General features: G+C 58.8%; 11 protein-coding genes. 8 read left to right on the plus strand and 3 right to left on the minus strand.

Translation table 11 applies throughout. From position 1 onward, the window contains the following. Window positions 1-553: 553 nt before the first annotated feature. Together clpA and clpS are read right to left on the minus strand one after the other, a co-directional pair. Window positions 554-2,824 carry an ATP-dependent Clp protease ATP-binding subunit ClpA gene (gene clpA / locus K0F88_RS25320; protein ID WP_007946437.1) on the minus strand — a complete coding sequence of 757 codons (2,271 nt, stop codon included), beginning with the start codon at window positions 2,822-2,824 and terminating at the stop codon, window positions 554-556. Between the two features lie 30 nt (window positions 2,825-2,854). Further along, entirely contained in the window at window positions 2,855-3,238 is a 384-nt protein-coding gene (gene clpS / locus K0F88_RS25325) for an ATP-dependent Clp protease adapter ClpS (protein WP_094468037.1), read from the minus strand. A gap of 224 nt (window positions 3,239-3,462) precedes the next feature. Here clpS and K0F88_RS25330 point away from each other — a divergent pair, with 224 nt between their 5' ends. Then, window positions 3,463-3,744, plus strand: a complete 282-nt coding sequence (locus K0F88_RS25330) for a cold shock domain-containing protein (protein WP_094468044.1) — start codon at window positions 3,463-3,465, stop codon at window positions 3,742-3,744. Window positions 3,745-3,823: 79 nt separating this feature from the next. Here the strand turns inward: K0F88_RS25330 and icd are convergent, their stop codons facing one another. Beyond that, window positions 3,824-5,080 (minus strand): NADP-dependent isocitrate dehydrogenase, encoded by a 1,257-nt coding sequence (gene icd, locus K0F88_RS25335; protein WP_010458895.1) that lies wholly within the window; start codon window positions 5,078-5,080, stop codon window positions 3,824-3,826. Between the two features lie 492 nt (window positions 5,081-5,572). On the opposite strand from icd, the gene K0F88_RS25340 reads away from it, so the two are divergent. The 7 genes from K0F88_RS25340 (at window position 5,573) to K0F88_RS25370 (ending at window position 13,435) form a co-directional block, all read left to right on the plus strand. Continuing rightward, window positions 5,573-7,798, plus strand: coding sequence for an NADP-dependent isocitrate dehydrogenase (locus K0F88_RS25340; protein ID WP_219097040.1), 2,226 nt, complete (start codon window positions 5,573-5,575; stop codon window positions 7,796-7,798). 215 nt (window positions 7,799-8,013) lie between these two features. Then, on the plus strand, window positions 8,014-8,460 hold the full coding sequence (locus K0F88_RS25345; RefSeq protein WP_219097041.1) for an NUDIX hydrolase: 447 nt from the start codon (window positions 8,014-8,016) through the stop codon (window positions 8,458-8,460). A gap of 59 nt (window positions 8,461-8,519) precedes the next feature. Continuing rightward, window positions 8,520-9,644 (plus strand): tRNA 2-thiouridine(34) synthase MnmA, encoded by a 1,125-nt coding sequence (gene mnmA / locus K0F88_RS25350; protein WP_219097042.1) that lies wholly within the window; start codon window positions 8,520-8,522, stop codon window positions 9,642-9,644. Next, window positions 9,641-10,264, plus strand: coding sequence for a high frequency lysogenization protein HflD (gene hflD / locus K0F88_RS25355; protein WP_219097043.1), 624 nt, complete (start codon window positions 9,641-9,643; stop codon window positions 10,262-10,264). Before mnmA ends, hflD begins: the two co-directional genes overlap by 4 nt. Window positions 10,265-10,390: 126 nt before the next feature. After that, window positions 10,391-11,761, plus strand: coding sequence for an adenylosuccinate lyase (purB, locus tag K0F88_RS25360; RefSeq protein ID WP_219097044.1), 1,371 nt, complete (start codon window positions 10,391-10,393; stop codon window positions 11,759-11,761). A gap of 86 nt (window positions 11,762-11,847) precedes the next feature. Then, entirely contained in the window at window positions 11,848-13,017 is a 1,170-nt protein-coding gene (locus K0F88_RS25365) for a cupin domain-containing protein (protein ID WP_219097045.1), read from the plus strand. Further along, entirely contained in the window at window positions 13,010-13,435 is a 426-nt protein-coding gene (locus tag K0F88_RS25370) for a GNAT family N-acetyltransferase (protein ID WP_094468051.1), read from the plus strand. Before K0F88_RS25365 ends, K0F88_RS25370 begins: the two co-directional genes overlap by 8 nt. The last annotated feature ends 119 nt before the right edge of the window (window positions 13,436-13,554 follow it).

Here is a 13,554-nt window from a genome sequence, read left to right on the forward strand (position 1 = left end):
CAGGATCAACGTCAAAAGCCACAGCCACAGCCACAGCCACAGCCACAGCCGAAGCCGAAGCCGAAGCCGAAGCCGAAGCCGAAGCCGAAGCCGAAGCAAAAAATCGCAGCCTCGTTTCACTCGACAACCCCCTAAAGGGATGCGGTTGAGCGGATGTACGCGCGCTTTTCACCACTCATCAGGCCGAGCGTTAGCTCGCCTTCAGCTTTTGATCTGCCCGCCCCTTTCGGGAGGCTGAGTGGAGGTGTTCATCCGGGGAGTGGCGCGCAGCGCCGTTCGACGCAGTCGAACACGCTGCATGTAGGTCGTCGCGAAGCAGACCGGAGGGCAGTGTCCCCGGATGGATACCGGAGCGAAGGTACGCCGAGCCTTAAGCGAGGGGCCGGACGCTTGGGGCGAGCGTTTTTTTGCTTACTTTTTTTAGGCGCTTGTAAAAAAAGTGAGTCGCCGTAAGGGCGAAACCCTAAGCCGCCGTTACCGCAGCAACGGATATGCACCCAATTTAATAGACAACAAAAAAGGCGCCCGAAGGCGCCTTTTCGCTTTACAGCCTTCAGGCCATTTCAGCCGTGGTTTCGAACTCGAAGGTCAGCTCGCCATCCTTGAGGTCGATGTGCACCACGCCACCATGGTCGGCCAGTTCGCCAAAGAGGATTTCTTCCGCCAGCGGACGCTTGATCTTGTCCTGGATCAAGCGCGCCATTGGTCGAGCCCCCATTGCCGAGTCGTAGCCACCGGCTGCCAGCCAGCTTCGCGCAGCATCGGTCACTTCCAGCTGCACGCGCTTGTCTTCCAGCTGCGCCTGAAGCTCGGTAAGGAACTTGTCCACCACGCTTTTGATGACCTCATGGCTGAGGCGACCAAACTGGATAATGGTGTCCAGACGGTTGCGGAACTCCGGCGTGAAGCTTTTCTTGATCACTTCCATCGCATCGGACGAGTGGTCCTGATGGGTGAAACCGATCGAAGCACGCGCTGCTGTTTCGGCACCGGCGTTGGTCGTCATGATGACGATCACGTTACGGAAATCCGCCTTGCGCCCGTTGTTATCGGTCAGCGTACCGTGGTCCATGACCTGCAACAGCAGGTTGAAGACTTCCGGATGCGCCTTCTCGATCTCATCGAGCAACAACACGCAGTGAGGCTGCTTGGTGATGGCTTCGGTCAGCAGACCGCCCTGATCAAACCCGACATAGCCTGGAGGCGCACCGATCAGACGCGAGACGGTGTGGCGCTCCATGTACTCGGACATGTCGAAACGAACCAGTTCGATGCCCAACGCCTTGGCCAGCTGACGCGCCGCTTCGGTTTTACCGACACCGGTCGGCCCTGCAAACAGGAACGAACCGACTGGTTTGTCAGGTGACTTGAGCCCGGCACGGGACAGTTTGATCGCGGTCGACAACGAGTCGATCGCAGCATCCTGGCCAAATACCGTCAGCTTCAGGTCACGCTCAAGGTTACGCAGCAGCTCTTTGTCGGAGCTGGTGACGTGCTTAGGCGGAATCCGCGCGATTTTCGCAACGATGTCCTCGACTTGAGGCACCTCGATGCGTTTCACGCGTTTCTCGATTGGTTGCAGACGCTGATAGGCGCCCGCCTCGTCGATGACGTCGATGGCCTTGTCCGGCATGTGCCGGTCATTGATGTAGCGCGACGCCAGTTCAGCGGCGGCACGCAACGCTTCATCGCTGTATTCGATGTTGTGGTGCGCTTCGAAACGACCTTTCAGGCCGCGCAGGATGCCGATGGTGTCTTCCACCGAAGGTTCCGACACGTCGACCTTCTGGAAGCGCCGGGCCAAGGCACGGTCCTTCTCGAAGATCCCGCGAAATTCCTGGAACGTGGTCGATCCGATGCAACGGATATCGCCCGACGACAGCAGCGGCTTGAGAAGGTTCGAGGCATCCATGACGCCACCGGACGCGGCACCCGCACCGATGATGGTGTGGATTTCGTCGATGAACAGGATCGCCTGCGGACGTTTTTTCAGCTCATTGAGCAACGCCTTGAAGCGTTTCTCGAAATCGCCACGGTATTTGGTCCCAGCCAGCAAGGCCCCCAGATCAAGGGAATAGACCACGCTGTTGGCCAGCAAGTCTGGCACCTGGTTGTCGACAATGCGTTTGGCCAGGCCTTCGGCAATCGCGGTTTTACCCACGCCCGCCTCGCCCACCAGCAGCGGATTGTTTTTGCGACGACGCGCCAGGATCTGCGCGACACGTTCGACTTCCAGCTCACGACCTACCAACGGATCGATACGACCCTGGCGCGCGAGTTCGTTAAGGTTGCTGGCATAAGCATCCAGAGGATTGCCTGAAGAAGAAGACTCACCGCCCTCGTCGTCCTGCATATCTTGCTCACCTTCAGAGTGATCGCCGTGCCCCGGCACTTTGGAAATGCCATGGGCGATGTAGTTGACGACATCAATGCGCGCAACGCTCTGCTGTTTCAGCAGGAACACTGCCTGACTCTCTTGCTCACTGAAGATGGCGACCAGCACGTTAGCGCCAGTCACTTCGCGTTTGCCCGAGCTCTGTACGTGGAAAACAGCACGTTGCAGTACACGCTGGAAGCCCAGGGTTGGCTGGGTTTCGCGATCCTCGTCATGAACAGGGATCAATGGCGTGGTGGAGTCGATGAACTCCTGCAGATCGTGCTTGAGTTTGTCGAGGTTTGCGCCGCAGGCACGCAAAACGGTGGCGGCAGCCTCATTGTCCAATAGGGCCAGCAGGAGGTGTTCGACGGTCATGAATTCATGACGCTTCGATCTAGCCTCCTTGAAGGCAAGATTGAGGGTGACTTCGAGCTCGCGGTTTAACATAGCTTCACCTCATACCCAAGTGGTCGGCGATTAACCGTCCTTCTCGATTTCACAGAGTAGCGGATGCTGGCTTTCCCTGGCGTACTGGTTGACCTGCATGGCCTTAGTCTCGGCGATGTCGCGGGTAAACACTCCACATACTGCCCGTCCTTCTGTGTGGACGGCCAGCATGACCTTGGTCGCCAGCTCTCGATTCAGGTTAAAAAACACCTCGAGCACTTCGACGACGAAATCCATCGGTGTGTAGTCATCATTGAACAAAACCACCTTGTACATCGGTGGCGCCTGTAAAGCAGGCTTTGCTTCCTGAACAGCAATGCCTGCGGAATCGTCCTCGTGTGTCCCCGGGTGATCTTTTTGGAGAGCCGGGCGATCCTGATTGAATGTTAGTCGAATCTGGCTGATTGCATGCATGGAAAGAAAGGTTCGTCAGTTGTGCAAATACAGTGGTGGGGGCGGCTATGGACGATTTCAACTCCGACCGCCCGGTCACCTTGACTATCGGCAAAACGGTGTTACAACCAATAGAGCCCACAGTGGGTAAAAAAGGTCCGCGGAGTCAATCTTATTTCGAGATCCGACTGCGGATGTACTGGATGATACTCCAGTGATGGAGTCTGTTGCAGAGGGATATGGGTATGTCAGTCGGCAAGGTGAAATGGTTCAACAATGCCAAGGGGTTCGGCTTCATTAACACCGACGCCAGAGAAGGTCGCGACGAAGACGGTCATCTTATTGATTTCTTTGCCCACTATTCGGCCATTGAAATGGACGGATACAAGACTCTCAAGGCCGGGCAAATCGTAAGCTTCGATATCGTCCAGGGCCCGAAAGGGTTGCACGCAGTGAAGATTGGCTCTGTCGCTTCCGTTGACGAACAGACCGCGCCTGCTACCAAACAAGAAACAGTGTCGAGCTGACACGACCGATCATCCAGTCATAAAAAAACCGCCCGACTCAATCACTGAATCGGGCGGTTTTTGTCGTGCGTGAACTCGTTTACATGTGCGAGATGAGCGCATCACCAAACGCCGAAGAAGACAGCAGTTTCGCGCCTTCCATCAGACGGTGGAAATCATAGGTCACAGTCTTGGCGGAAATCGCGCCGTTGGTGCCCTTGATGATCAGGTCTGCCGCTTCGGTCCAGCCCATGTGACGCAGCATCATCTCTGCGGACAGGATCAGGGAACCCGGGTTGACCTGGTCCTTGCCGGCGTACTTCGGCGCAGTACCGTGGGTCGCCTCGAACATGGCAATGGTGTCGGACAGGTTGGCACCCGGTGCGATACCGATACCACCCACTTCTGCCGCCAGGGCATCAGAGAGATAGTCGCCGTTCAGGTTCAGGGTCGCGATCACATCGTATTCGGCCGGGCGCAGCAGGATCTGCTGGAGCATGGCGTCGGCGATGGCGTCCTTGACGATGACGTTCTTGCCGGTTTTCGGGTTCTTGAACTGCATCCACGGACCGCCGTCGAGCAGGGTCGCGCCGAATTCTTCAGCGGCCACTTCGTAGGCCCATTCCTTGAAGGCACCTTCGGTGAACTTCATGATGTTGCCTTTGTGCACGATGGTCAGCGAGTCGCGGTCGTTGTCGACCACATATTGCAACGCCTTGCGCGCCAGACGCTTGGTGCCTTGCAGGGAAACCGGCTTGATGCCGATACCGCAGTTTTCGTCGAAACGAATCTTGGTGACGCCCATTTCATCTTTGAGGAACTTGATGACCTTGGTCGCTTCCGGCGAACCGGCTTTCCATTCGATACCGGCGTAGATGTCTTCCGAGTTCTCGCGGAAGATCGTCATGTCAACGTCGCCTGGCTTCTTGACCGGGCTAGGCACGCCTTCGAACCAGCGCACCGGGCGCAGGCACACATAAAGGTCGAGTTGCTGACGCAGGGCCACGTTTAGGGAACGGATGCCGCCACCGACCGGGGTGGTCAGAGGGCCCTTGATGGAAACCACGTAATCCTTGACCGCGTCCAGGGTTTCCTGAGGCAGCCAGGTGTCCTGATCGTAAACCTGAGTCGCTTTTTCCCCGGCGTAGACTTCCATCCAGGAAATTTTGCGCTCGCCGCCGTAAGCCTTCTTAACAGCAGCATCGACAACCTTGATCATGACCGGGCTGATATCAACGCCAATACCATCGCCTTCGATGAAGGGGATGATCGGGTTGTTAGGAACATTGAGAGAATGGTCCGCGTTGACGGTGATTTTGTCGCCGACTGCTGGAACCTGAATCTTCTTGTATCCCATGCTGAACTCCATTGTTTGGATTGAACATCTGGCTTCGTTCGAGCGTACCCCAGTTAAATCGGCACGCAAACCCTATGTTCCAACCATCTGCCGCAAAGCTGCACAGTTCGCGACGTACAAGCCTGAAAGCAAAGGGAAAAGCGCCAAACTCAAGCACGGTGCAAGACTCTACGCCCCCCTCGCCCCTGCGACCTTTAGACCAATGGACGAGAATCGTTGCATATGAACCATCGGCAGATTGCCAGCTACCTATGTATAATGCCGCCCGCTGACCACAGAGTCACGACGGCCGACCTCTCTACTACGAGGCTTGGGGCCTGAAAAAGCAGGACTGTTACCGCAGTCCACCCGCTTGACGCTCGACCGATGCACCCAACATCACCGCAAAGAAACCTCGACATTCGGCTCATGGATGACTTTGAACGAACGCGCTTACCCGGCGCCCTCGAGTTTCTGCGCACGCTTAGCAAAGAAGAGAGAGTTAATCCGAATATGCCCACCCGCTCGAAGATCATCTATACCTTCACCGACGAAGCTCCCGCCCTCGCCACCTATTCACTGTTGCCTATCGTAGAAGCGTTCACCGCTTCGGCTGATATCGCCGTGGAAACCCGCGATATCTCTCTTGCAGGGCGCATCCTGGCCAGCTTCCCCGAGCAATTGGGTGACAAAGCCGTAGCCGACCACCTCGCCGAACTGGGCGACCTGGCCGTTACGCCTGAAGCCAACATCATCAAATTGCCGAACATCAGCGCCTCGGTTCCGCAACTGCAAGCCGCGATCAAAGAGCTGCAGGCCCAAGGCTTCGCCCTGCCGGACTACCCGGAAACCGTGACCACCGACGCCGACAAGCTCGCCAAGTCGCGTTACGACAAGATCAAGGGCAGCGCCGTGAACCCGGTTCTGCGCGAAGGCAACTCCGATCGTCGTGCACCGCTGTCGGTCAAGAACTATGCACGCAAGCACCCGCACAAGATGGGCGCCTGGGCTGCGGACTCCAAGTCCCACGTCGCACACATGAGCACCGGTGATTTCTACGGCAGCGAAAAAGCTGCCCTGATCGACGCCGCTGATGCCGTCAAAATCGAACTGATCGCTCAAGACGGCAACACCACCGTCCTGAAAGAAAAAACCACCGTGCAAGCCGGTGAGATCCTCGATTGCGCGGTCATGAGCAAAAATGCTCTGCGCAGCTTCATCGCTGCCGAGATCGAAGACGCCAAGCAAAAAGGCGTGCTGCTGTCGGTTCACTTGAAAGCCACCATGATGAAGGTCTCCGACCCGATCATGTTCGGCCAGATCGTTGCCGAGTTCTATAAAGACGCACTGGCCAAGCACGCTGACGTGCTGGCACAGATCGGCTTCAACCTGAACAACGGCATCGGCGACCTGTACGCTCGCATCAAAGCCCTGCCAACTGAGCAGCAAGCTGCGATCGAAGCGGACATCCAGGCGGTCTACGCCGCTCGTCCGTCGTTGGCCATGGTCAACTCCGACAAAGGCATCACCAACCTGCACGTGCCGAGCGACGTGATCGTCGACGCCTCGATGCCGGCCATGATCCGTGACTCCGGCAAAATGTGGGGCACCGACGGCCAGCTGCACGACACCAAGGCGGTGATCCCGGATCGCTGCTACGCCACCATCTACCAGGCGGTGATCGAAGACTGCAAGCTGCACGGCGCTTTCGATCCAACCACCATGGGCAGCGTGCCAAACGTTGGCCTGATGGCGAAAAAAGCCGAAGAGTACGGCTCCCACGACAAGACCTTCCAGATCAAGGCCAACGGCGTGGTTCGGGTTTCCGACGGCGCTGGCCGCACCCTGCTGGAACAGTCGGTTGAAGCCGGCGACATCTTCCGCATGTGCCAGACCAAAGACGCGCCGATCCAGGACTGGGTCAAACTGGCTGTCAACCGTGCCCGTGCAAGCGCAACCCCGGCTATTTTCTGGCTGGACCCGATGCGCGCCCACGACGGCGTGGTGATCGAGAAAGTTCAGGCCTACCTGAAGGATCACGACACTGCCGGTCTGGACATCCAGATCATGGCGCCTGTCGACGCGATGAAATTCACCCTGCAGCGCACCCGCGAAGGCAAGGACACCATCTCGGTGACCGGCAACGTACTGCGCGACTACCTGACCGACCTGTTCCCGATCATGGAACTGGGCACCAGCGCCAAGATGCTGTCGATCGTTCCGCTGATGAATGGCGGCGGTCTGTTCGAAACCGGCGCTGGCGGTTCGGCACCGAAGCACGTTCAGCAGCTGCTGGAAGAAAACTTCCTGCGCTGGGATTCCCTGGGCGAGTTCCTGGCCCTGGCCGCTTCCCTCGAGCATCTGGGTGTTACTTACAACAACCCGAAAGCGCTGGTGCTGGCCAAGACCCTGGATCAGGCCACCGGCCAGTTCCTGGACAACAACAAGTCGCCATCGCGCAAAGTCGGCAACATCGACAACCGCGGCAGCCACTTCTACCTGGCGCTGTACTGGGCTCAGGCCCTGGCCGCCCAGACCGAAGACGCTGCACTGCAAGCGCAGTTCGGCGAACTGGCCAAGACCCTGACCGAGAAGGAAGCAACCATCGTTGCCGAGCTCAACGCTGTCCAGGGCAAGCCAGTGGACATCGGCGGTTACTACCACGCCAATGCCGAGCTGATCAGCAAGGCCATGCGCCCAAGCAACACCTTCAACGCCGCGATCGCTGCGTTGGTTTAAGGTTGTAAGGATGCAAAGAAGCCCCGGCCCCGTGCCGGGGTTTTTGTTTGTGGGTTCTACACAGATCTGACTGCCCAAACAAAACCCTGTGGGAGCTGGCTTGCCTGCGATAGCGGTTTATCCTCCACCACTGATGTCGACTGACCCACCGCTATCGCAGGCAAGCCAGCCCCCACAGGTCCTGTATTTCACTATTCAACATTTGAGGACGCTTCATGGACTGGAAACCCCACATCACCGTCGCCACCATCGTCGAAAACAACGGCCGTTTTCTGATGGTCGAAGAAACCAAGCACGGACGAACGGTGCTCAACCAGCCCGCCGGCCACCTCGACCCGGACGAGACCCTGATCGAAGCCGCCGTGCGTGAAACCCTGGAAGAAACCGGCTGGGACGTCGAACCGACCGGCGTGGTGGGCATTTACCTCTACACCGCCCCCAGCAACGGCGTGACCTACCAACGGGTCTGTTTCACCGCAAAACCGCTGAAACATCACCCCGACTATCAGCTGGACGACGGCATCGTCGGCGCAAAATGGCTGACGCGTGACGAACTCATGGCACAGCGCGCAAACTGGCGCAGTGAGCTGATCATCCGCTGTATCGATGATTATCTGGACGGCAAATTCTTCGGTCTCGAACTGATCCGCCCTTCTCTTTAGCCTTGCGGGCTTCGGCCTGTTAGAATCGCGTCCTTTTTCAAGACACTCATTGAATCCCTATGCGTGATCCAGCCCCTTCTGACACACAAAAGAAGCGCGTCATTGTCGGTATGTCCGGCGGCGTGGACTCTTCCGTTTCCGCTCTCCTGCTGATCGAGCAGGGTTATGAGGTGGAAGGCCTGTTCATGAAGAACTGGGAAGAAGACGATGGAACGGAATACTGCACCGCCATGGACGACCTGGCGGACGCTCAGGCCGTGTGCGACAAGATTGGCATCAAGCTGCACACCGCCAACTTCGCCGCCGAGTACTGGGACAACGTGTTCGAGCACTTCCTGGCCGAATACAAGGCCGGTCGCACGCCGAACCCGGACATCCTGTGCAACCGCGAGATCAAGTTCAAGGCGTTCCTCGACTACGCCATGGTGCTCGGTGCCGACCTGATCGCTACCGGCCACTACGTGCGCCGCCGCGACATCGACGGCCGTACCGAACTGCTCAAGGGCCTGGACCCGAACAAGGACCAGAGTTACTTCCTGCACGCCGTCGGCGGTGAACAGATCGCCAAGACGCTGTTCCCGGTCGGCGAACTGGAAAAGCCCGAAGTGCGCGCGATTGCCGAGAAACACGAACTCGCCACCGCGAAGAAAAAGGATTCCACCGGGATCTGCTTTATCGGCGAACGCCGCTTCAGCGACTTCCTCAAGCAGTACCTGCCGGCCCAACCGGGCGAGATCAAGACCACCGAAGGTGAAGTCATCGGCCGTCACCACGGCCTGATGTATCACACCATCGGCCAGCGGCAGGGCCTGGGCATCGGCGGCTTGAAAGACGCCGGCGACGAACCGTGGTACGTGCTGATCAAGGACCTGGAACACAACGAGCTGATCGTCGGCCAGGGCAATGATCATCCGTACCTGTTCTCCCGCGCCCTGCTCGCCTCGGACATCTATTGGGTCAACCCGATCGACCTGACCGAGCCGCGCAAGTTGACCGCCAAGGTTCGTTATCGCCAAAGCGACCAGCCGTGCATGCTGGAGAAAACCGCGACCGGCTACCGCGCGACCTTTGATGACCCGCAGCGCGCGGTCACTCCGGGCCAGTCCGTGGTGTTCTATGACGGTGAAATCTGCCTGGGCGGCGGCGTGATTGAAGTCGCAGAGCCATGGAGCAGCAAGGCATGAACCCCACTCAGGAGCAACTGACGGCGCTGGGCGGCGTGTTTCTCGCCGCCGTCCTCGTCGACAAGATTGCCAAGACCGGCCAGACCACCGAAGCCGGCCTGACCTGCATGCTCGGCAGCCTGCTGATCCGCGACCCCAAGGACACCCTGGAAGTGTACGGCGGCGACGACCTCAATCTGCGTGAAGGCTATCGCGCATTGATCGGCGCCCTGGAACGCGACCCGAGCACCCTGCAGCGCGAACCGCTGCGTTACGCCCTGGCCATGCTCGGCCTGGAGCGTCAGTTGGCCAAGCGCGACGACATGCTCGATGTGATCGGCAAGCGTCTGCCGCAGATTCAGTCCCAGGTCGAACACTTCGGCCCGGCCCACGAAAACGTGATTGCGGCCTGCGGTGCGTTGTACCAGGACACCCTGAGCACCTTGCGCCAACGGATTCAAGTCCACGGCGACATGCGCAATCTGCAGCAACCAAGCAACGCCTCGAAAATCCGCGCCCTGTTGCTGGCCGGGATTCGTTCGGCGCGCTTGTGGCGACAGTTGGGCGGCCATCGCTGGCAGCTGGTCATCAGCCGTCGCAAGTTACTCAAAGAGCTTTACCCGCTGATGCGCAGCAGCTGAACCGCGCCCGCAACACTGCTTTAGATCTGTAACGCGTAATACGCCGGTCAGTTGGCAACGGACCGGCGGATTTTTTCATGTATGATACGCGCCCCATTTCGTTGCCCGACTGTCCGAGAACACCCCATGCAGCTTTCTTCGCTCACTGCGGTTTCCCCTGTTGACGGCCGCTACGCCGGCAAAACCCAGGCCCTGCGCCCAATTTTCAGCGAGTACGGCCTGATCCGTGCTCGCGTTCTGGTTGAAGTGCGCTGGCTCCAGCGCCTGGCTGCTCACCCAGGCATCAGCGAAGTGCCGGCGTTCTCCGCCGAAGCCAACGCGGTGTTGAACACCCTGGCGGAAAACTTCGCTCTGGAGCACGCCGAGCGTGTCAAAGAGATCGAGCGCACCACCAACCACGACGTAAAAGCCATCGAATACCTGCTCAAGGAGCAGGCGGCCAAGCTGCCGGAACTGGCCAAGGTCAGCGAGTTCATCCACTTTGCCTGCACCAGCGAGGACATCAACAACCTGTCCCACGCCCTGATGCTGCGCGAAGGCCGTGATGACGTGATGCTGCCGCTGATGCGCCAGACCTGCGACGCCATCCGCGAACTGGCCATCCGTTTCGCTGACGTGCCAATGCTGTCGCGCACCCACGGTCAACCAGCCTCCCCGACCACTCTGGGCAAAGAGCTGGCGAACGTGGTTTACCGTCTTGAGCGTCAAATTGCTCAGGTCGCTGCCGTTCCGCTGCTGGGCAAGATCAACGGCGCTGTCGGTAACTACAACGCACACTTGTCGGCCTACCCTGAGATCGACTGGGAAGAAAACGCCCGCGCCTTCATCGAAGACGAACTGGGTCTGGGTTTCAACCCTTACACCACGCAGATCGAACCGCACGACTACATTGCCGAGCTGTTCGACGCGATCGCTCGCTTCAACACCATCCTGATCGACTTCGACCGCGACATCTGGGGCTACATTTCCCTGGGTTATTTCAAGCAGCGCACCATCGCTGGCGAAATCGGTTCGTCGACCATGCCGCACAAGGTCAACCCGATCGACTTCGAGAACTCCGAAGGCAACCTGGGTATCGCCAACGCGCTGTTCCAGCATTTGGCGAGCAAGCTGCCGATCTCCCGCTGGCAGCGTGACCTGACCGACTCCACCGTGCTGCGCAACCTCGGTGTCGGCTTCGCCCACAGCGTGATCGCTTATGAAGCCAGCCTCAAAGGCATCAGCAAACTGGAGCTCAACGCCCAGAAGATTGCTGCTGACCTGGACGCGTGCTGGGAAGTATTGGCCGAGCCGATCCAGACCGTTATGCGTCGCTACAACATCGAAAACCCGTATGAAAAGCTGAAAGAGTTGACGCGCGGCAAGGGCATCAGCCCTGAAGCACTGCAAACTTTCATCGACGGTCTGGACATGCCAGCCGCCGCCAAGGCCGAGCTGAAATTGCTCACCCCGGCGAACTACATCGGTAACGCTGTAGAGCAAGCCAAACGCATCTGATCGACCGCTTTACCCGTTTGAGACGCCCGGCAGCGCCGGGCGTTTTTATTCCCGTCTGAAAAGTACTTTTTTTCAATAGGTTACACATGAATCCTGACATTCCTCTTCAACTTCTGGGCGGCATCACGGCGCGCGAATTCCTGCGCGACTACTGGCAGAAAAAACCCCTGCTGATCCGCCAGGCGATTCCTGAATTCGAAAGCCCGATCGACGCCGACGAACTGGCCGGCCTGGCGCTGGAAGAAGAAGTTGAATCGCGCCTGGTGATCGAGAACGGCGAGCGTCCCTGGGAATTGCGTCGCGGCCCGTTCGCCGAAGACGAATTCAGCAAACTGCCGGAGCGCGACTGGACCCTGCTGGTTCAAGCCGTTGACCAATTCGTTCCGGAAGTTGCTGAACTGCTGGAGAGCTTCCGCTTCTTGCCGAGCTGGCGCGTCGACGACGTGATGATCAGCTTTGCCGCCCCGGGTGGCAGCGTCGGTCCGCACTTCGACAACTACGATGTGTTCCTGCTGCAGGGTCACGGCAAGCGCAACTGGAAAATCGGCCAGATGTGCGATTCCGAGAGCAAGTTGCTGCAACACGCGGACCTGCGCATCCTCGCTGATTTCGAAGCCACCGATGAGTGGGTCCTGGAACCGGGCGACATGCTCTACCTGCCGCCACGCCTGGCCCACTGCGGCGTGGCCGTCGATGACTGCCTGACGTATTCGGTCGGCTTCCGTGCACCGAGCGCCGCTGAAGTGCTGACTCACTTCACTGACTTCCTCAGCCAGTTCCTGTCGGACGAAGAACGCTACACCGACGCCGACGCGCTGCCTGCGGTTGATCCGCACCAAATCCAGCATGACGCCCTTGATCGCCTCAAAAGCCTGCTGGCCGAGCACATGAGCGACGAGCGCCTGCTGCTGACCTGGTTTGGCCAGTACATGACTGAGCCGCGCTACCCGGAGCTGGTGGTGGGCCCGGAAGAGATCGAAGAAGACGACCTGCTCGCCAGCCTGGAGCAAGGCGCGATACTGATCCGCAACCCAAGCGCACGCCTGGCCTGGTCCGAAGTCGATGACGACCTGTTGCTGTTCGCCAGCGGCCAGAGCCGTTATCTGCCGGGCAAGCTGCGTGAGCTGCTTAAAATGATCTGCGCTGCCGACTCCCTGCACACCGACAATCTGGGCGAGTGGCTGAGCGACGAAGACGGCCGCGGCCTGCTGTGTGAACTGATCAAGCAAGGAAGCCTGGGGTTTGCCGATGAGTAAAATTCACGTTCGTGTCGCAGACTGGCAAAAGGACAACGCCGAGATCCGGCGCATTCGTGAGACGGTGTTCATTGCCGAGCAATCCGTTCCGCCAGAGCTGGAATGGGATGCCGATGACGCAACGGCGGTGCATTTTCTGGCCTTCGAAGGCGACTTTCCAATTGGCACCGCCCGCCTGCTGCCCGATGGGCACATCGGCCGGGTATCAGTGCTCAAAGACTGGCGCGGTTTGAAAGTCGGCGATGCGCTGATGCAAGCGGTGATCGGTGAAGCCGAGAAGCGCGATCTGAAGCAGCAAATGCTGAGCGCACAGGTCCAGGCCACGGCGTTCTATCAGCGCCTGGGCTTCAGCCTGGTCAGTGAGGAGTTCCTGGAAGCCGGGATTCCGCATGTGGACATGGTGCGGCACTCGGTCTGACACCGAGTCGCACCCTTCGCGGGCAAGCCTCGCTCCTACAGGATTTATGCTGAACCTTAGGTGCGAGGCCTGCCCGCGAAGGCGGCCTAAAGAACACACAAAACGCCCCGCCATCCCCG

This window comes from Pseudomonas sp. UMAB-40 (assembly GCF_900095275.1).
GTDB classification, from domain to species: Bacteria; Pseudomonadota; Gammaproteobacteria; order Pseudomonadales; family Pseudomonadaceae; genus Aquipseudomonas; species Aquipseudomonas mandelii_B.

What these genes read in the sequence shown, in the direction of transcription:
- mnmA (WP_219097042.1), top strand. Translation starts at nt 8,520, where the DNA reads ATGCGTGATCCAGCCCCTTCTGACACACAAAAGAAGCGCGTCATTGTC.
- clpS (WP_094468037.1), bottom strand. Translation starts at nt 3,238, where the DNA reads ATGCATGCAATCAGCCAGATTCGACTAACATTCAATCAGGATCGCCCG.
- hflD (WP_219097043.1), top strand. Translation starts at nt 9,641, where the DNA reads ATGAACCCCACTCAGGAGCAACTGACGGCGCTGGGCGGCGTGTTTCTC.
- K0F88_RS25330 (WP_094468044.1), top strand. Translation starts at nt 3,463, where the DNA reads ATGTCAGTCGGCAAGGTGAAATGGTTCAACAATGCCAAGGGGTTCGGC.
- K0F88_RS25340 (WP_219097040.1), top strand. Translation starts at nt 5,573, where the DNA reads ATGCCCACCCGCTCGAAGATCATCTATACCTTCACCGACGAAGCTCCC.
- K0F88_RS25365 (WP_219097045.1), top strand. Translation starts at nt 11,848, where the DNA reads ATGAATCCTGACATTCCTCTTCAACTTCTGGGCGGCATCACGGCGCGC.
- purB (WP_219097044.1), top strand. Translation starts at nt 10,391, where the DNA reads ATGCAGCTTTCTTCGCTCACTGCGGTTTCCCCTGTTGACGGCCGCTAC.
- K0F88_RS25345 (WP_219097041.1), top strand. Translation starts at nt 8,014, where the DNA reads ATGGACTGGAAACCCCACATCACCGTCGCCACCATCGTCGAAAACAAC.
- icd (WP_010458895.1), bottom strand. Translation starts at nt 5,080, where the DNA reads ATGGGATACAAGAAGATTCAGGTTCCAGCAGTCGGCGACAAAATCACC.
- K0F88_RS25370 (WP_094468051.1), top strand. Translation starts at nt 13,010, where the DNA reads ATGAGTAAAATTCACGTTCGTGTCGCAGACTGGCAAAAGGACAACGCC.
- clpA (WP_007946437.1), bottom strand. Translation starts at nt 2,824, where the DNA reads ATGTTAAACCGCGAGCTCGAAGTCACCCTCAATCTTGCCTTCAAGGAG.